This is a genomic window from Oricola indica (assembly GCF_019966595.1).
In the GTDB taxonomy this organism is placed as follows: domain Bacteria; phylum Pseudomonadota; class Alphaproteobacteria; order Rhizobiales; family Rhizobiaceae; genus Oricola; species Oricola indica.
The window spans coordinates 400988-418748 of record NZ_JAINFJ010000001.1; the positions used below are offsets into that span (position 1 = coordinate 400988).

General features: G+C 63.2%; 18 protein-coding genes. 13 read left to right on the forward strand and 5 right to left on the reverse strand.

Translation table 11 applies throughout. The features are described from left to right. Nucleotides 1-45: 45 nt before the first annotated feature. Complete coding sequence (locus tag LC343_RS01915) at nt 46-1197, forward strand: aromatic ring-hydroxylating oxygenase subunit alpha (protein ID WP_223475398.1); 1152 nt, start codon at nt 46-48, stop codon at nt 1195-1197. A 4-nt stretch (nt 1198-1201) separates the two neighbouring features. After that, complete coding sequence (locus LC343_RS01920) at nt 1202-1435, forward strand: hypothetical protein (RefSeq protein WP_223475399.1); 234 nt, start codon at nt 1202-1204, stop codon at nt 1433-1435. A gap of 10 nt (nt 1436-1445) precedes the next feature. Here LC343_RS01920 and LC343_RS01925 read toward each other — a convergent pair whose 3' ends face one another. Both LC343_RS01925 and phnX read right to left on the reverse strand, forming a co-directional pair. Next, nucleotides 1446-2153 (reverse strand): DUF1045 domain-containing protein, encoded by a 708-nt coding sequence (locus tag LC343_RS01925; RefSeq protein WP_223475400.1) that lies wholly within the window; start codon nt 2151-2153, stop codon nt 1446-1448. Between the two features lie 114 nt (nt 2154-2267). After that, entirely contained in the window at nt 2268-3101 is an 834-nt protein-coding gene (gene phnX / locus LC343_RS01930) for a phosphonoacetaldehyde hydrolase (protein WP_223475401.1), read from the reverse strand. A gap of 227 nt (nt 3102-3328) precedes the next feature. Between phnX and LC343_RS01935 the strand changes: the two genes are divergently transcribed. Next, nucleotides 3329-4249 (forward strand): sugar kinase, encoded by a 921-nt coding sequence (locus tag LC343_RS01935; protein ID WP_223475402.1) that lies wholly within the window; start codon nt 3329-3331, stop codon nt 4247-4249. Here LC343_RS01935 and LC343_RS01940 read toward each other — a convergent pair. Further along, on the reverse strand, nt 4246-5247 hold the full coding sequence (locus LC343_RS01940; RefSeq protein WP_223475403.1) for an aldose epimerase family protein: 1002 nt from the start codon (nt 5245-5247) through the stop codon (nt 4246-4248). The genes LC343_RS01935 and LC343_RS01940 overlap by 4 nt on opposite strands. Nucleotides 5248-5447: 200 nt before the next feature. Here LC343_RS01940 and LC343_RS01945 point away from each other — a divergent pair, with 200 nt between their 5' ends. From LC343_RS01945 to LC343_RS01965, 5 genes are read left to right on the forward strand one after another with little or no spacing between them, the layout of a single operon-like run. After that, on the forward strand, nt 5448-5729 hold the full coding sequence (locus LC343_RS01945; protein ID WP_223475404.1) for an acyl carrier protein: 282 nt from the start codon (nt 5448-5450) through the stop codon (nt 5727-5729). 27 nt (nt 5730-5756) lie between these two features. Then, complete coding sequence (locus LC343_RS01950) at nt 5757-6962, forward strand: beta-ketoacyl-ACP synthase (protein ID WP_223475405.1); 1206 nt, start codon at nt 5757-5759, stop codon at nt 6960-6962. Next, complete coding sequence (locus LC343_RS01955) at nt 6959-8242, forward strand: beta-ketoacyl-ACP synthase (RefSeq protein ID WP_223475406.1); 1284 nt, start codon at nt 6959-6961, stop codon at nt 8240-8242. The genes LC343_RS01950 and LC343_RS01955 overlap by 4 nt, the downstream gene beginning before the upstream one ends. Nucleotides 8243-8277: 35 nt before the next feature. After that, nucleotides 8278-9306: a zinc-binding dehydrogenase gene (locus LC343_RS01960; RefSeq protein WP_223475407.1), complete on the forward strand. Its 1029-nt coding sequence runs from the start codon at nt 8278-8280 to the stop codon at nt 9304-9306. A 10-nt stretch (nt 9307-9316) separates the two neighbouring features. Further along, complete coding sequence (locus LC343_RS01965; protein ID WP_223475408.1) at nt 9317-10279, forward strand: lipid A biosynthesis lauroyl acyltransferase; 963 nt, start codon at nt 9317-9319, stop codon at nt 10277-10279. A gap of 35 nt (nt 10280-10314) precedes the next feature. Here the strand turns inward: LC343_RS01965 and LC343_RS01970 are convergent, their stop codons facing one another. Further along, nucleotides 10315-10746, reverse strand: coding sequence for a L,D-transpeptidase (locus tag LC343_RS01970; RefSeq protein WP_223475409.1), 432 nt, complete (start codon nt 10744-10746; stop codon nt 10315-10317). A gap of 198 nt (nt 10747-10944) precedes the next feature. After that, nucleotides 10945-11763: a hypothetical protein gene (locus LC343_RS01975; RefSeq protein ID WP_223475410.1), complete on the reverse strand. Its 819-nt coding sequence runs from the start codon at nt 11761-11763 to the stop codon at nt 10945-10947. Between the two features lie 281 nt (nt 11764-12044). On the opposite strand from LC343_RS01975, the gene LC343_RS01980 reads away from it, so the two are divergent. The 5 genes from LC343_RS01980 (at nt 12045) to LC343_RS02000 (ending at nt 17761) form a co-directional block, all read left to right on the forward strand. Further along, nucleotides 12045-13316: an acetylornithine deacetylase/succinyl-diaminopimelate desuccinylase family protein gene (locus LC343_RS01980; protein WP_428982487.1), complete on the forward strand. Its 1272-nt coding sequence runs from the start codon at nt 12045-12047 to the stop codon at nt 13314-13316. A 111-nt stretch (nt 13317-13427) separates the two neighbouring features. Next, complete coding sequence (gene panB / locus LC343_RS01985; protein WP_223475411.1) at nt 13428-14270, forward strand: 3-methyl-2-oxobutanoate hydroxymethyltransferase; 843 nt, start codon at nt 13428-13430, stop codon at nt 14268-14270. Beyond that, nucleotides 14267-15121 (forward strand): pantoate--beta-alanine ligase, encoded by an 855-nt coding sequence (panC, locus tag LC343_RS01990; protein WP_223475412.1) that lies wholly within the window; start codon nt 14267-14269, stop codon nt 15119-15121. Before panB ends, panC begins: the two co-directional genes overlap by 4 nt. Before the next feature lie 131 nt (nt 15122-15252). Beyond that, complete coding sequence (locus LC343_RS01995; RefSeq protein WP_223475413.1) at nt 15253-16737, forward strand: ABC transporter substrate-binding protein; 1485 nt, start codon at nt 15253-15255, stop codon at nt 16735-16737. Nucleotides 16738-16816: 79 nt separating this feature from the next. Next, on the forward strand, nt 16817-17761 hold the full coding sequence (locus LC343_RS02000) for an ABC transporter permease (RefSeq protein ID WP_223475414.1): 945 nt from the start codon (nt 16817-16819) through the stop codon (nt 17759-17761).

Below are 17761 nucleotides of genomic sequence, written 5' to 3' on the forward strand. Positions count from 1 at the left end.
ACCGCAAAATCCATTCCACAAGCAGGAAACACGTGGAGGTATGGCATGGACCAGCGGCTGACGGATGCGGATCTGTCCCGTGTTCTCCAACCCGTGGCGACGGCGAACGGGCTGTCGAACCGGCACTATATCGATCCGGCATGGTTCGAAGCCGACAGGGAACGTGTATTTTTCGACAATTGGGCCGGCATAGGCTTCGCCAAGGACGTTCCCGAGAATGGCGATGCCAAACCGCTGACCTTCCTCGGTCAGCCACTCGTCATCATCCGTGGCCGCGACGGCAATGTAAGGGTATTCCAGAATATCTGCCGCCATCGCGGCATGATCCTGGTGCGCGAACCGGGGCGCATTCGCGGCGCCATCCGATGCGCATACCATTCCTGGTGCTACGACCTCGACGGCGCGTTGAAAGCGACCCCGCATGTCGGCGGACCGGGCCATAATGCCCATGAGGCCATCTGCCGCGACGAACTGGGCCTGATCGAAGTGCGTTCGCATGTCTGGCGCGACGTGGTCTTCGTCAACATTTCCGGCGATGCGCTACCCTTCGAAGAAGCACATTCGAAGGCGATCGACCGCTGGAAAGAATTTGAAATGCCGCTTCATCATTCCGGCGCCGATTCCGGCTTCGCGCTCGATGTCGCCACCAACTGGAAACTCGCCGTCGAGAACTACTGCGAGAGCTACCACCTGCCATGGGTGCATCCCGGCCTGAACAGCTATTCCCGGCTCGAGGATCACTATCACATCGAAGAACCGGGCGCGTTTTCCGGCCAGGGCACGATGGTTTACCGGCAGATGGCGGGCGAGAACGGCCAGGTTTTCGGCGACGCTCCGAAACTGAGCCCGAAATGGGACACAGCCGCCGAATACATCGCACTCTACCCGAACGTGCTGTTTGGCGTGCATCGCGACCATTCCTTCGCGATCCTGCTGGAACCGATCTCGGTCGATCGGACAATCGAGCATGTCGAGATCTACTATCACGACGAGGCATCGGTCGGGCCCGGCTACCAAGCCTTGCGCAACCGCAATACGACGCAGTGGAAAGAAGTCTTCGAAGAAGATGTCTTCGTCGTCGAAGGCATGCAGCAGGGACGGCACGCGGTCGATTTCGACGGCGGGCGCTTTTCGCCCGTCATGGACAGCCCGACCCACATGTTCCACCACTGGGTCGCCACCCAACTGACCCGGTAACGCGATGCCGCATCCCGCGCTCGGCGATCTCGACACAGCCCTCCTCGCCGCGCACGCGGCGCAGGACGGACCGCGTCTCGCACAGCTCTACGGAGAAGCGGCGGACCTACTGAGTGCGGCCGGCGACGCCGATGCGGCCTGTTTCTTCTGGACGCAGGCCTATGTGTTCGCGCTCGAAGCGGGCGCACAAGAGGCCGACCATTTCGGTGGCCTGCTGCGCGAACGCGCAAGGCTTTGATACAAGAAGGCTAGGCGAAACGGCGCTTGCCGACAGGCTCGATGGGATACATCGAATGCACTTCGAAAGGCGCGCCGGTTTCGCGTTCGACGAAGATAGCCAGATGATCGATCTCCAGCGGCTCGGACAGGACGTGGCTGAAGTGCCTGTCCAGCGCCGCATGGAGGCGCGGCCTGTCGTCCGGCTCCACATGGCCCGTCAACGTCATATGGAAGCGGAAGTCGTCGAAGACGTAAGGGTAGCCCCAGTTCTGCAGGTTGCGCAGTTGAGAGGTCGATAGACGTTCGGGATCCCGCCGCTGGAATTCCTTCTCGGTCAGCGGCGCGCGAAGCTTGTCGAAAACCGCGACCACCCTGCCGGCGAACTCGTCGAGCGCCCGGTTCGGTTCCTCGGGCACGATCGCGAAGAAACCGCCGAGCCGCGCGACCGCGACACGGTCGATCGTCACCGGTTCGACATCCTCGGCGAATGTCCGCACGGCCGCGGACAGGTCGGCCTCGGTGTAACCGTCGGCGAGCCGGAACGGCGCTTTTAGCGTGCCATGGAACCCGTAGCGGCGCGGAACAGCGGTGAAATAGGCCAGTTCACCCAGCGCGAGGCCCGTACGCTCGGCATGCGGCAGGGTCAGCCCGGAAAAGGCATCGCGCCCGAGCCAGCTCGACGCGGCGCGCGTCAGCGGGTGATCCCTTGGTGGCGTAAAGTAGATGGCGTAGCGCATGGCTGCGAATCAGGCTCCTGAATCGGTTCGATCCTGCTACGCCAACCTTGTGACAACCATGCGAAATTTCGCAGGCTTATTTATCCGGCGTAATATTCGGGCCGAAATCGACTGTCAGACCGCTTCCGTTTCGTATTCCAGCAATTCGGGCCGCTCTCCGTCGGCGAGCCGTTCATTGATGTCATCCACGATTCCGACAAGATCGGCCACCGAGCCGATCACATAGTCCGCACCGGCATCGGTCAGCCGCTTGGCAGCGGCATTGGCGAGATCGAGCCTTTCGCGGGCCGGGAGCGCCGCGAACGCCTCCTCCGCCATTCCCATCTCGTTGCCCGTCTCGCTGATTCCGACGGTCCAGGCACCGGCTGCCTTGCCTTCCATCAGCCCGGGTATCGTATCGTCGACCTTGATGATCGCGGATGCGGGATAGACGCCGAGCGAAACCATGGCTTGATACATCGCCAGCGGCGAAGGGCGCGACTCCGAAACATCGTCCGCGCAAACGACCACATCCGCCTCGAAGCCCTGCGCCCGCGCGACCGAGATGACCGGCTCCATGATGTCGCGCGAATAACCGGTAGTGCTGCCGATCGCGATGCCGCGTTCGCGCAACGTCCGGCAGACCTTTGGAACGCCGCTGATCAGCTTGCCGCGTTCGCTGGCAATATGACGGTTCAGCGTTCGAAACCGCTCGTGCAGCCCTTCAGCGTCGCTTTCCTGGAACTCCGCGCCGCCGCGGCCATCGGACCAGGCGCGCGCGACACGCGGCTTCGCGCCGATTGCGCGGATATGGTCGAGTTTGCCGAGCCCCATATCGGCGCGAACGTCCTCGACCGGTATTGCGATACCGGATTCCTCGAAGACCCGCTGCAAGGCGAGCACCGGCGCCAGCGAGCCGAAATCGACCAGCGTCCCGGCCCAATCGAAGATCACAGCCTTTACATGCATGATGACCGACCGCCTGCCCCACTTCGGTTGCTCCTATTCTACCGCCGCAGATGACATTCATACGACAGTGGAAAACCATCGGCGAACCAGACTGAAAACACGAGCGAAATGGCCATGCAAGAAAGCACTTCGGCACAAATCCGTCATCGCGCGCCGGGCATTCTTGCCAAGCCGGGTCGGCCATGCTGTATCGCGCCGACAAATCGTCTCGACCAGCGAGCAGGAACATGACCCGTATCGTCTCCATTGGCGAAAGCATGATCGAACTGTCCGGCCGCGAAGGCACGACATGGCGGCAGGGCTTCGCCGGCGACACGCTCAACACGCTGTGGTATCTGCGCGCACTCTCGCCGCAATCGGCGGAGACCGACTATGTGTCCGCCTTCGGCGACGACCCCTTCTCGCGCGAGCAGATCGCCTTTCTGCGTCATTACGGCATAGGCATCGCCAACAGCCCGGTCATCCCGGGGCGCGTTCCGGGCCTCTACGCCATCACGCTGGATGCGCATGGCGAACGCTCCTTCACCTACTGGCGCGAAAGCGCCGCCGCCCGCTGTCTCGCCGACGATCGAGACGCGCTTACGGAGAGCCTCCATGGCGCGGGCCTGATCTATTTTTCCGGTATAACGCTCGCGATCCTCGCCGAACGCGCCCGCGACGATCTCCTCTCCATCATCGAGTCCGCCCGGTCTCGCGATTCGGTCGTCGCCTTCGACCCCAACTACCGGCCGCGACTGTGGGCCGATATCGGCGCGGCCAGAACGGCGATCAATGCCGGCTATGCGGTCTCGTCCATCGTTCTGCCGACCTTTGACGACGAACAGGCCCTGTTTGGCGATGCGTCACCCGGCGAAACGGTCGAACGAATTCGCCATCAGGGTCCGGGCGAGATCGTCGTCAAGTCGGGTGGAGACGCCGCGCTCGTCGCGGTCGATCTCAGGACCGAGCCGGTTGCGCCGCCGCGATCCGTCGAACCCCTCGACACGACGGGTGCTGGTGACAGCTTCAACGGCGCCTATCTCGCCGCGCGGCTGGCCGGGCGCGACGCAAGCGAGGCCGCGCTTTTCGGACACACGGTCGCAGCGAAGGTGATCCGCCACTACGGCGCCCTGATGCCGATGGATTCGCTCGCCGAGTTACGCTTCTAGCGTTTCGAGAACCTGTAGACGCTCGCCTGCTCGCGGATTTCACCCGGCCGCAGAACGGCGCTCGGATAGTCCGGCCGGTTCGGCGCGTCCGGCCATATCTGCGTTTCGAGACACATGCCGGCGTGATTGCCGTAAATGCGCCCGCCGAGACCGGGGACGGTCATTTGCATGGACGGGGCGGTGAACCATTGCAGGCCCGGCTCCGCCGTCGTGACGGTCATGGAAACGCCGGAGCGCGGCGCGTGCAACTCTGCCACCTGCCGCACCCTGCCCTCCGCGTCATTCAGACAGAAATTGTGATCGTAGTCGGCGGCGGCTCCATAAGCATCGACGCGCTTCATGTCGCGAAAATCAAACCGTGTCCCCTCGACCGGAATCGGCGCACCGAGTGGAATGAGGGTTTCATCCACAGGCAGATAGCGGTCTGCCCCGATCGCGATCTCGTGGCCGGTGACGGGGCCGGCGCCCCCGTCCTCCAGGTTGAAATAGCTGTGATGAGCCATCGCACAAACCGTCGGCGCATCGGTCTCGGCGGTAAGCGTAACGCACAACTCGCCTTCCCCGGCCAGTTCGTAGCGGCAGCGCGCCGTCACCGCACCCGGAAATCCCATATCGCCATCCACGCTTTCGAGACGCAGGACCACATGGCTTTGCCCGTGGTCCTCGATTGTCCACAGCCGCTCGGAAAAACCACGCGACCCGCCATGCAGGCAATGACCGTGGTCGTTCGAGTCGAGCCGGTATTCCGCGCCGTCGAGCGTAAACCGCGCTCCGGCGATCCGGTTGGCGAAGCGCCCCGCAGTCGCGCCGAAATAGGGCGAATGGGTCTCGTAGTCCTCGATTCGGTCGAATCCGAGCACGAGAGGCGCATCATGACCGTCGAGAAAAAGGCTCTGGATTGCCGCACCCCGCGTGATGACCTGCGCGGTCAGGCCGCCCCCCGCAATCGCAACCCGATGCACCGGTTCGCCACTCGCCAGACTTCCCCAGACTTCCACCAAAACCCGTCCTCCGACTCATCTTCGCCTTGTCTACGACGGGTCGCGACGCGAAACCACATTCATTTTCGCCTCAGGGTTGCAAGTGTCGGCGACTACGGCCTTTTCCTTGACGCTCAAACACGCTAGAGAGCGCCGAGAACGAATGACACGGCGCCACTTCCTCCCCGGCCGGGCGCCTGCAAGCGAAGGACCCTACAGTGTCAACCACATTCGACAAAGTCGCCGACATCATCGCAGACACGAGCGAAATCGAACGCGAGTCGATCACCCCGGAAAGCCACACGATCGACGATCTCGGCATCGACAGCCTGGATTTCCTCGATATCGTCTTCGCCATCGACAAGGAATTCGGCATCAAGATTCCGCTCGAACAGTGGACCCAGGATGTCAATGACGGCAAGGTTGCGACCGAAGAGTATTTCGTCCTGAAGAACCTTTGCGCCAAGATCGACGAACTCGTGGCCGCCAAGGCCGCCTGACGCCCCGTTTCCCGCGAGAAGCAACCGATGTCCAGCCCAGACGACGTCGTCATCACAGGCATTGGCCTGCTCACCTCGCTTGGCGAGGGGGCGGACGCCAATTGGGAAGCGCTATGCGCGTTCGACGCCCCGACGATCGATAGCGAGCGTTTCGCGCCCTATACCGTCCATCCGGTCCCCGAGGTCGACTGGTCTCAGCAGATCGCCAAGCGTGGCGATCAGCGCCAGATGGAAGCCTGGCAGCGCATCGGCACATACACGGCCGGCCTCGCGCTGGAGGATGCCGGAATCAAGGGCAACGAAGCGCTTTGCGCCACGATGGACCTCGTGGTCGCCGCAGGCGGTGGCGAACGCGATGTGGATGTCGATACGATCATCCTTGGCCGGATCGCGGCCGGAGAGACGGACACCGGCACCATCATCAACGAGGTGCTGACCAGTGAACTGCGTCCAACGCTGTTCCTGGCCCAGCTATCCAACCTGCTCGCGGGCAATATCTCCATCGTCCACAAGGTCACGGGGTCCTCGCGCACCTTCATGGGCGAGGAAGGCTCGGGCATCTCCGCCATCCAGTCCGCCGCAGCCCGCATACGCTCGGGTCAGAGCACGCATCTGCTTGTCGGCGGCGCCTACAACACCGAACATCCCGACATGCTGCTCAGCTACGAACTCGGCCACTACCTGATGCGTGATCCATGGCGTCCGGTGTGGCAGCGCGCGCGGAGCGAAGGCGGCGGTGTCGTGACGGGGTCCGGCGGCGCCTTCCTGACGCTGGAAAGCCGCGCCCATGCGCAAGCACGCGGCGCGCGGATCTATGCCGCAATAGGAGATGTCGCGGCGGACCTCGGGCCGACGGATTCGGCGGAAACCCGCAAGCGGCTGGACCGGCTCGCCGGAGAGACCGCAATCGCCGACGCCGATATGATCGTTTCGGCCGCCTCCGGCAGCCACGCGCGCACTGCCGACGAGAAAGCCTTTCTTTCGGAAAGCCTGCCGGACACCCCGGTACGCGGCGTCTCGACGGCGACGGGCCATCTGTGCGAGGCGCAGTTTCCGCTTGCCGTCGCGCTTGCCGCCCTTTCGCTGTCGAAGGGCGAGGCAATTCCCGTTCTCGACGACAGTTTCGAAGCGAAGACAAGCGACGCGCCGAAATCGATCGGCGTGGTCACGGTCGGTTTCGACGCGGCCGAAGGCATGGCGATTGTGACCAAAGCCGACGGAGCCGGCGCATGACCAGAACACTCGATCATGCCGGACGGCCAATCGTCGCGATAACCGGCGCGGGCGTCGTCTCGTCGCTTGGGGCGGGCAAGGACGAAAACTGGTCGAAACTGACAGACGGCCAATCCGGCATTCACGCCATCAGCCGGTTCCCGACCGAACATCTTCGCACCAAGATCGCCGGGACGGTCGATTTCATGACCCCGCCGGAGGCAGGTTCGACGGCGCTGACATATGCCCTCGCCGAGGCCGCCGTCCTCGAGGCGATCGGGGAATCGGGGCTTTCCGCCGACGATTTCGGCGGCCCGCTGTTTCTGGCCGCACCACCCGTCGAACTGGAATGGCGACAGCGCCTTGCGCTCGACAGCGAAGGCGCCAAGGCGGGTGGCGGCGAAGCCGGTTACGACCGCATGCTTCTGGCCGCCCGGACCGGCGTGCACGAGGAATTCTTCCGCTCCGGTCAATTCGGCACGGTCGCGGGTCGGCTGCAACGCCGCATCGGCTCACGCGGCCTGCCGATCACCCTGTCGACCGCCTGCGCCTCCGGCGCGACGGCCATACAGCTCGGTGCGGAGGCGATTCGCCGCGGCGAGGCCGAGCGCGTCGTATCCGTCGGCACGGACGGCTCGGTGACCGCGGAGGCGCTCATCCGCTTCTCGCTCCTCTCCGCCCTTTCGACCCAGAACGACGTGCCGGAAAAAGCCTCCAAACCGTTCTCGAAGGATCGCGACGGCTTCGTCATGGCCGAGGGCGCAGGCGCTTTCGTGATGGAATCGCTGGAAAGCGCAAAAGCGCGCGGCGCCACGATTCTCGGCATCCTGGAAGGGTGCGGCGAATGGGCCGACGACTTCCATCGCACCCGTTCTAAACCGGACGGGTCGCCGGCCATCGCCGCCGTGCGCGCCGCGCTCGACGATGCAGGGGTCGCGACCGACGATATCGACTACATCAACGCCCATGGCACCTCGACGCCGGAAAACGACAAGATGGAAAGTCTGTCGCTATCGACGGTCTTCGGCGACGCAATGGCGTCGATCCCGATCTCTTCCAACAAGTCGATGATCGGACACACCCTGACGGCCGCCGGCGCAATCGAGGCGGTGTTCTCGCTGATGACCATCCGCACGGGCACGCTTCCGCCGACCATCAACCACCTCAATCCCGATCCGGCGATCGAACTCGACGTGGTGCCGAACGCGAAGCGGGAGGCGAAGGTCGGGCGTGTCCTGTCGAATTCCTTCGGTTTCGGCGGCCAGAACACCTGCCTTGTCATAGCGGCTGAACCCGCTTAAGCCACCGCCATCAAAAGGCTCGGGAAGGAACTGCCATGCGGGCATTGCAGCTCGTGGAAGATCGCAAGCTCGTCGAAGCGGATTTGCCGCCGCCGCCACCACCCGGCATCGGCGAGGTCACCGTGCGGATATCCAAGGTCGCGCTCAATCACATCGACGTTTGGGGCTGGCGTGGAATGGCCTTCGCCAAGCGCAAGATGCCGCTCGTCATCGGTGCGGAAGCATCGGGCTATGTCGATACGATCGGCCATGGCGTGGCCGGTCTGAAACCGGGCCAGCTCGTTTCGATCTTCGGCGCCCATACCTGCGGCCTGTGCGGCCCCTGTAAGGAAGGGCGCGACAATCTATGCGAGAACGTCGCGGGCGTGCACGGCTTCCATCTCGACGGGTTCGCCCAGGAGATGATCAACCTGCCCGCACGCAACCTCGTCCCCGCCCCTCCCGGCGTCGATGAGACAGGTGCCGCGCTTGCGCCGATCACGTTCGGCACGGTCGAGCATATGCTGTTCGACAATGCGGCGCTTCAGCCCGGCGAAACCGTCCTGGTGCATGCCGGCGGTTCGGGCATCGGCACGGCGGCGATCCAGCTTGCCAGGAAGATGGGTTGCACTGTCATCACGACCGTCGGATCGGACGCCAAGATCGAGCCGGCGAAAGCACTCGGCGCCGACCACGTGATCAACTATCGCGAAGACCGGTTCGAGGGCGTCGTGCGCAAGCTGACGAAGAAGAAGGGCGTCGATGTCGTCTTCGAACATGTCGGCGCGGATACCTGGGCCGGCTCCATGCTGTCGCTGAAGCGTGGCGGCCGACTGGTCACCTGCGGCTCGACCTCCGGCGTTTCGACGCAGATGAACCTGATGATGCTTTTTCAGCAGCAGTTCCGCATCATCGGGTCCTTCGGCTGCCGCATGGAGAACATGGCGAACGCCATGCAAAAGATGGCGCGCGGCATCGTCCATCCCGTTGTCGATACCGAGGTCGATTTCGACGGCATAGCGGCTGCGCTGGCGCGAATGGAAACCCGAGACGTCTTCGGAAAGATCGTCCTCAAGGTCGGATAGCGGAGTGCCGATGAGGAAATCCGTTCTAGGCGCGCTGAAGGTTCTTGCCCGCGTCCGGTACTGGCTGGTCGCGCAACTGGTATTCGCCCTGCTCGCCATCGCACGGCTTCTGCCGGCGCGCCAGGCCATCATGGTCGGTGCAGAACTAGGCCAACTCCTCGGCCCGATCAGCGGCCGCCACGGATTGGTACTGGAAAACCTGCGCCTGGCCTTTCCAGAAAAGAGCGAAGCCGAGATTCGGGATATTGCGCGCAAATCGTGGCGCAGTCTTTTCCGGCTCGGCGCGGAATATGCCTATCTGGAATCCCTGATCGACTACGATCCGGAAAGGCCGGGGGAAGGCCTGATCGAGGTCAAGGGAGAGGAGATCTTCAGGCGCCTTCACGAGCGCAACGAACCCTGCATCTTCTTCTCGGCCCATACCGGAAACTTCGAATTGCTGACGGTCTGTGCGGCGACCTATGGCCTGGATGTCACGGCGTTGTTCCGCCCGCCCAACAATCCCTACGTCGCCAAACGCCTCCTTGCGGCGCGTCGAACGGCCATGGGACATCTCGTTCCCTCAAAGGCCGGTGCCGCCTGGGGGTTGGCGCGCGCACTCGACAAGGGCGGAAGCGTGGGCGTGCTGGTCGATCAGAAATTCGATCGCGGCGTCCCGGGCACGTTTTTCGGCCGCCCCGTGAAGACCAATCCACTGCTCCCAAAACTGGCGCGCCAATACGACGTGCCCGTTTATCCGGCCCGGTGCATCCGCCTCCCCGGAGGCCGCTTTCGTGTCGAGCTCGAGGAAGCGATCGAACTGCCACGCAATGAGCAGGGGGAGATCGATATCAATGCCTCAGCCCAGTTGCTCAACGATATCGTCGAACGCTGGGTGCGCGAATATCCGGACCAGTGGCTGTGGGCGCACCGTCGCTGGACCATCCGTGAAGCATCACGATCGAGATCGACGGGCAAGAAAAAGGCCGGCTGAACAGCCGGCCTCGTCCGTGACATTCGTCGATCTGCTCAGTGCGTAATGACGACGCGCATGTTGCGTGGGCCAACCTGCTTGGTCAGCTGGTAGAGCTTGCGGGCATTGCCGGTATCCAGACGAATGCAGCCATGCGATGCCGGCCGGCCGAGCGCATTCACCGCATTCGTGCCGTGGATGGCATATCCGCCATAGAAAAAGATCGAATAAGGCATCGGCGACATGTTGTATTTGCGCGAGTGCCACATCTTGTGCATGCGCGTCGGGCTCCACTTGCCCGTAGGCGTGCGGTAGCCTTTGCGCGCGGTGCTGACCCGCCAGTTGTAAAGCGTCCGCCCGTCTTTCTTGACGGTCATGGTTTGCCTGGAAATATCGACATGCGCGACGAGGCGGTTCGCCAGACTGGCAGTTGCCCCCGACACGACGACTGCGGCCGCAAGGACCACGCTCGCGAGAAAACGTTTCACTCGACTTACTCCTATACTCCGAAGACTGCCGCCCCTGTAGCGAACACTAGCCTTCCTTTACCCCTCGGTCAAAATAACAGTGGGAGTGTAATAAAAGGTTACCCAGTGCAACATGCCGAAGAACTCGGCGATCCGGCGCGAAAAGCAAGAAAGCCGCGAACGATACCGCGGCTTTCTTTTTCGAATATCCACCCGGCGTCAGAAGACCTGGCTGGTCTTGGGCGTTTCCATGGTCGCGCCGTTGCGATCCTCTTCGAACAAGGATCCGGTGCCGAACGCCGCGCGCAGACCGATCAGGAACGAGTGCCCGGTGACGTTTTCGTCCTCGACATCGACATTGTCGAGCTGATAGCGCCCCCACACCGAAAAGGGCGAATTGTCGAAGCGCTTCTCGGCCTCGAGCCCCACGGTGAAGATACGCGCCCCATCGCCACCATCGGAGATCCGGGTAAAGGCGAGTTCACCTTCGAATCTGAGATTCTCGGTGTGGAAGTAGCGCGCCTCGCCGCGAATGCCCCAAGTATCCGCGCCTTCGCCATCGACTATGTACTGACCGTAATAGGCCTGTCCGTAATAGGTCATGTTGCCGCGATAGATCTGGAATTCGGGACCGACGCGGTAGGAATAGGCGTCTCCATCCAGGTCGTCGAAATCGAGCCAGTCGATCGCAGCGAAGCCGCCGACGGCATAGGCCGCCGGGTCACGCCAGTAGACATGGACCCCGCCGCCATAAGCCGCAAGCGTATCGCCTTCCATGGAAGCGCCGTTGTAGCGCGCATCGAACTGACCGTTCCAGCGCGGGCCGAACCGAGAATTGAGCGTTCCGCTGAAATTGTAGACGGTCGCCGTCTCGGACTCGTCGCCATCGGTGGCGATCAATGCCCCGACGGATGCCCCGACGCTGCCGGAAGTATCGGAGGCACCCGGCTGCTGGTAATAGATTCGATCCGTCGGGTCGGCCGCCAGGGCCGGAGTAGCCAGAACGGACGCCAGCAGGCCCGTTACAAGTCTTTTCATGATGTGATCCCCATTTTGCTTGAATGCAAGCGACACGCAGCAGCCCTGATGCCCCACAGCGGCAACCTCGGAATCGATTATGTCGCTCGAGCAAGATTTTTCAATCGGAAAATATAAATCCAAACCGAAAAACGGTGCATCGACGCCACGTTCCCGGGAGATAGGGCGCGACGGGCGCAGGAACGGCCCGGCAGGCATCGCATGTCGGTGCTCTCGACATCCGTTCCGAGCGAATCGGGTCGCACCTTGCCCCGCCGCCCAAACTGATGATGAATGGCCGCATGAAACCGCTACAGGAATCGATCGCGAAGAGGGAAGACGAGCTTGTCGCGCTGACCCGCGACCTCATCCGCTTCCCGACAGTCAATCCGCCCGGCGAAGCCTATACGCCCTGCGCGGAATATCTCGGCGCACGGCTGGCGAAATCGGGTTTTGAGATCGAATATGTGCGCGGCGAAGGCGAGCCGGGCGATACGGACCGCTATCCGCGCACCAATGTCGTCGCGCGCCGCGCGGGCAGGCGCCCCGGACCATGCGTCCATTTCAATTCGCATATCGACGTGGTCGAGGCGGGCGACGGCTGGACGGTGGATCCTTTCGAGGGCGTCGTGCGCGATGGCCGTGTCTATGGGCGGGGCGCATGCGACATGAAGGGCGGGCTCGCCGCCTCGGTCATCGCCGTCGAGGCATTCATCGAGCAATATCCCGATTATGCCGGCGCCATTGAGATATCCGGCACGGTCGACGAGGAATCCGGCGGCTTCGGTGGCGTCGCCCACCTCGCGCGAAAGGGCTATTTCTCGAAGCCGCGCGTCGACCACGTCATCATTCCGGAACCGCTCAACAAGGACCGCGTCTGTCTCGGCCATCGCGGCGTGTGGTGGGCGGAGATCGAGACAAAGGGCGAGATCGCCCATGGTTCCATGCCGTTCCTCGGCGACTGCGCCGTCCGGCACATGGGCGCCCTGCTCGCCGCCTTCGAGGAAAAGCTGTTTCCCGCCCTCGACGCCAAGCAGACCCGCATGCCCGTCGTTCCGGAAGGCGCGCGCCGCTCGACGATGAACATCAACGCCATTCATGGCGGCCAGACCGACGACTACACCGGCCTGCCCTCCCCCAACGTTCCAGATTCCTGCCGCCTGACAATCGACCGCCGGTTCCTGCTCGAGGAGGCGATCTCCGAGGTCAAGGGAGAGGTTCTCGCCATATTGGACGACCTGAAAGCGACACGGCCGAATTTCGACTACACGATCAGCGACATCATGGAGGTGATGCCGCTCATGACGGAGAAGGACGCGCCTGTGGCGACGGCCGTCGCGCACGGCATCCAGACGATCTTCGACCGCGAGCCGGACTACGTCATTTCGCCCGGCACATACGATCAGAAGCACATCGCCCGGCTCGGCCATCTTTACGATTGCGTCGCCTACGGGCCCGGAATTCTCGACCTCGCGCACCGGCCCGACGAATGGGTCGGCATCGCCGACATGGTGCAATCGGCGCAGGTCATGGCGCTGGCGCTCGAGGAGCTTCTCGGATTGGCTTCAGAATAGTCCAATAAAAGGAAAAATCCGTAACTTATCAGTTGCTTGGCCTGCCTCTTCTTGCGCAAAAGTCAGCGACCGAATAGACAAAGCCGACTCCAGTCCAACGAAAGCAATGCTTTGTCGGCAACTCGCGAAGCCTCATCCATAACCGTCCCCGGCCTACGCGCGCGAAAGGGCGGCGAGCCCATCGTCTGCACGACGGCATACACGACACCGATGGCGGAAATCGCGGACCGGCACTGCGATCTTGTCCTTGTGGGTGACAGCGTCGGCATGGTCCTTCACGGGCTCCAGTCCACGACGGAAGTGACCCTCGAAATGATGATCATGCACGGCAAGGCCGCGCGCCGGGGCGTGAAGCAGGCGCTCCTGGTCATCGACATGCCGTTCGGCAGTTACGAGGAAACACCCGAGCAGGCTTTCCGCAACGCATCGACCATCATTCGCGAAACCGGCGCGGACGCGGTGAAGCTGGAGGGCGGGGTTCACATCGCGGAGACGATCGCGTTTCTGGTCCGCCGGGGCATTCCGGTCATGGCGCATGTCGGCCTCACACCGCAATCCGTCAACGTCTTCGGAGGATACCGGACCCAGGGACAGGGAGAGGATTCCCGGCGCGTTCTCGAGGACGCTGTCGCCGTCACGCGAGCCGGCGCGTTTTCCATCGTATTGGAGAAGATACCGGCAAGCCTCGCCGACGAGATCACCGGGGCGATCGACATTCCGACGATCGGGATCGGCGCGTCGACCGGTTGCGACGGCCAAGTCCTCGTAATCGACGACCTGCTCGGAATGTTCACGGCATTCAAGCCGAAATTCGTCAAGCGTTACGCGACTTTGGGTGAAGCGGCGGACAAGGCGCTTGCGGCATACGCCCAAGAGGTGCGTGAGCGCAGCTTCCCGGCGCCCGAGCACGTGTTTCCCGACAAGACATCGCCCGCTGGAGACCACGACACGTGAAGCCGGAGATCGTCCGCAGCCGCGCCGATTTGCGCGCGCAAGCCACAGCATGGCGCAAGGACGGCCTCCGGATCGGAGCCGTACCGACCATGGGCGCGCTGCATGAGGGGCATTTGAGCCTGGTTCGCCGCGCAGCCGCCGAGTGCGATAGGGTCATCGTCACGCTGTTCGTCAATCCAAAACAGTTCAACGACCAGAACGACCTCCAGAAGTACCCACGCACCGAGGAAGACGACCGCACGCTGCTGGAAGAAATCGGGCCGGATATCCTTTACGCGCCGGACGTCAAAGAGATCTATCCTGCGGGTTTCGCGACAACCATATCAGTTTCCGGGATCACCGATTCCCTGTGCGGCAGCTTTCGACCCGGTCATTTCGACGGCGTCGCGACCGTCGTCTGCAAACTGTTCCTGCAAACGGGCGCGGATTGCGCCTATTTCGGCGAAAAGGACTATCAGCAGCTTCAGGTCGTGCGCCGCATGGCATCCGACCTGGACATTCCGATCGACGTGATCGGCTGTCCGACGATCCGCGAGGCGGATGGCCTCGCCATGTCCTCGCGAAATCGCCTTCTGTCGCCCGAGGGACGCGAAAAGGCCGTCGCGCTGCCGCGCGCGCTCGTGCAGACGGCCGAGGCGATCTCCCGGGGAGCGAACCCGCAGGATTCAATCGAGGCGGCAATAGGATTGCTGGAAACATCCGGCTTCGCATCCGTCGAATATCTGGAACTGCGCGGCGCCGACGACCTCGCCCCAATCACGACGCTGGACCGCCCAGCGCGGCTTCTTGCCGCCGCAAAAATGGACGATGTCCGCCTGATCGACAACGTGCCGGTGTTGCCCGGAACATAACCATTTCGGCTTTCCGCCGGCCCGACAGACAGTGCCGCGTTCCGGCAAGGCGACCGCGACGGCACATTCGATTGCTGACAAGCCGCCCGTGTCCTGTATAAATCCGGAAGCGATACTCGGGAGGTTCGTACATGAAAGCCAAGACCACTACCCTTCTCGCCGGTGCGGCGCTTGCGCTCGCACTCACGACATCGGCCTTTGCCGCACGCACGGACCTGACGCTGGCGATCCAGCTGGAACCGCCACATCTCGACCCGACGGCGGGCGCGGCCGGCGCGATCGACGACATCGTCTACCAGAACATTTTCCAGGGCCTGACGCGCATCGGCCCCGACGGAGCGGTTCTGCCCTCGCTCGCCGAGAGCTGGACCGTGTCCGATGACGGCCTGACCTACACTTTCACGCTCCAGGACGGCGTCACCTTCCATGACGGCACCGCGCTCGATGCCGGCGACGTGGTCTTCACGCTCGACCGCGCCCGCGCGGACGACTCCACTAACGCGCAGAAGGCGCTGTTTTCGGCGATCGACACGGTCGAGGCCGTCGACGATCTGACGGTCAAGGTGACGCTGAGCCAGCCGCAGGGATCGTTCCTCTACAATCTGGGCTGGGGCGACGCGGTGATCGTCGCGCCGGAATCGGCCGAGACCAACAAGGAAAAACCGGTCGGCACCGGTCCGTTCAAATTCGAGACCTGGGCACAGGGATCGTCCGCGACACTGGTCAAAAACCCGGACTACTGGGGTGAAGCGGTGGCGCTCGACAAGGTCACCTATCGCTTCATCTCCGACCCGGCCGCCGCCACCGCCGCGCTGCTTGCCGGCGACATCCAGGCCTTCCCGTCCTTCCCCGCACCGGAGGCGGTCGTGCAGTTCGAGGGCGATCCGCGCTTCGCTGTCGTCATAGGCTCCACCGAGGGAGAAACGGTCCTCTCGACGAACAATGGTAAGGAACCCTTCGACAAACTGGAAGTCCGTCAGGCCATCGCGCATGCGCTCGACCGCCAGGCGATCATCGACGGCGCGATGTTCGGTTTCGGCACGCCGATCGGAACGCATTTCGCGCCGCATAACCCGGCCTATGTCGAACTCGTCGAAACCTACCGCTACAATCCGGAAAAATCGAAGGAGCTGCTCGCCGCGGCCGGCTATCCGGACGGCTTCAAGGCGACGCTGAAATTGCCGCCGCCGGCCTATGCACGGCGCGGCGGCGAGATCATCGCCGCCCAGTTGCGCGATGTCGGCATCGATCTGGAGATTATCCCTGTCGAATGGGCCCAGTGGCTCGACCAGGTTTTCAAGGGCAAGGACTACGACCTGTCCATCGTCTCGCATACCGAGCCGAACGACATCGGCATCTATGCCCGCGACGACTATTATTTCGACTACCACTCCGACGAGTTCAACGCCGTGATGGCCGAACTCGACGCCACCTCGGACGAGGATGCGCGCTATGCGCTACTGCGGAAGGCGCAGGAAATCATTGCCAGTGACGCGGTCAACGGCTTCCTGTTCGAGCTTCCCAAGATCGGCATCTGGGACGCCAAGCTGGAGGGTCTGTGGCACAATGCGCCCTTGCAGGCCAACGACCTGTCCGCCGTCCACTGGACCGAATAGGACCGGCGCCATTCAGAAACCCGGGCGGGCAGTCGGTGCCCGCCTTTTTCTTTGTCCCGGCGACCGCTAATCTCCGCTCATGCTGTCCTACGCGCTGCGCCGCATCCTCATCGTCCTGATCACGCTTCTCGCGGCGAGCGTCATCGTCTTCGCGGTTCTGGAGATCGTGCCCGGCGACCCGGCCCGGCTGATGCTCGGCATGAACGCGACCGAGGACGCGATCGCCGCGCTGCGCCAGCAAATGGGCCTCGACCAGCCGCTCATACCTCGCTACTTCACCTGGATCGGCGGCCTGCTGACCGGTGATTTCGGCCGGTCCTACACCTATTCCGTGCCCGTCATCGATCTCGTCCGCGACCGCCTCGTCGTATCGCTGCCGCTCGCCCTGATGGCGCTGTTCCTGTCGACGGCCATCGCGCTGCCCGTCGGCATCTTCTCCGCCGCGCGCCGCGGAACGGCGGCCGACACCGGCGTCATGGCGGCGACCCAGCTCGGCATCGCCATTCCCAATTTCTGGTTCGCGCTGTTGCTGGTCTATGTCTTCGCGGTCGCGTTGCGCTGGGTTCCGGCCGGCGGCTTTCCCGGCTGGGACGCCGGCCTTTGGACCGCGCTCTCCGCCCTGCTCCTGCCGGCCATCGCGCTGGCCCTGCCCCAGGCCGCTATCCTCGCGCGCGTCACCCGCTCCGCCCTCCTCGACGTGATGAGCGAGGACTATATCCGCACCGCCCGCGCCAAGGGCCTGCCGGCCAACGCGGTGTTGTGGCGGCATGCGCTGCGCAATGCGCTGATCCCGGTCCTGACGATCCTCGGCCTGCAATTCTCCTTCCTGCTGGCCGGCACGATCATCATCGAAAACGTGTTCTACCTGCCCGGCCTCGGCCGCCTCGTGTTCCAGGCGATCACCCAGCGCGACCTGATCGTCGTGGAAAGCGTCGTCGTCCTGCTGGTAGCCACCGTCGTAATCGTCAATTTCCTTGTCGATCTCGCCTATGCCTGGGCGGATCCGCGCCTGAGGCGGCGCTGA

What these genes read in the sequence shown, in the direction of transcription:
- LC343_RS01915 (WP_223475398.1), top strand. Translation starts at nt 46, where the DNA reads ATGGACCAGCGGCTGACGGATGCGGATCTGTCCCGTGTTCTCCAACCC.
- LC343_RS01920 (WP_223475399.1), top strand. Translation starts at nt 1,202, where the DNA reads ATGCCGCATCCCGCGCTCGGCGATCTCGACACAGCCCTCCTCGCCGCG.
- LC343_RS01925 (WP_223475400.1), bottom strand. Translation starts at nt 2,153, where the DNA reads ATGCGCTACGCCATCTACTTTACGCCACCAAGGGATCACCCGCTGACG.
- phnX (WP_223475401.1), bottom strand. Translation starts at nt 3,101, where the DNA reads ATGCATGTAAAGGCTGTGATCTTCGATTGGGCCGGGACGCTGGTCGAT.
- LC343_RS01935 (WP_223475402.1), top strand. Translation starts at nt 3,329, where the DNA reads ATGACCCGTATCGTCTCCATTGGCGAAAGCATGATCGAACTGTCCGGC.
- LC343_RS01950 (WP_223475405.1), top strand. Translation starts at nt 5,757, where the DNA reads ATGTCCAGCCCAGACGACGTCGTCATCACAGGCATTGGCCTGCTCACC.
- LC343_RS01955 (WP_223475406.1), top strand. Translation starts at nt 6,959, where the DNA reads ATGACCAGAACACTCGATCATGCCGGACGGCCAATCGTCGCGATAACC.
- LC343_RS01960 (WP_223475407.1), top strand. Translation starts at nt 8,278, where the DNA reads ATGCGGGCATTGCAGCTCGTGGAAGATCGCAAGCTCGTCGAAGCGGAT.
- LC343_RS01965 (WP_223475408.1), top strand. Translation starts at nt 9,317, where the DNA reads ATGAGGAAATCCGTTCTAGGCGCGCTGAAGGTTCTTGCCCGCGTCCGG.
- LC343_RS01975 (WP_223475410.1), bottom strand. Translation starts at nt 11,763, where the DNA reads ATGAAAAGACTTGTAACGGGCCTGCTGGCGTCCGTTCTGGCTACTCCG.
- LC343_RS01980 (WP_428982487.1), top strand. Translation starts at nt 12,045, where the DNA reads ATGAAACCGCTACAGGAATCGATCGCGAAGAGGGAAGACGAGCTTGTC.
- LC343_RS01995 (WP_223475413.1), top strand. Translation starts at nt 15,253, where the DNA reads ATGAAAGCCAAGACCACTACCCTTCTCGCCGGTGCGGCGCTTGCGCTC.
- LC343_RS02000 (WP_223475414.1), top strand. Translation starts at nt 16,817, where the DNA reads ATGCTGTCCTACGCGCTGCGCCGCATCCTCATCGTCCTGATCACGCTT.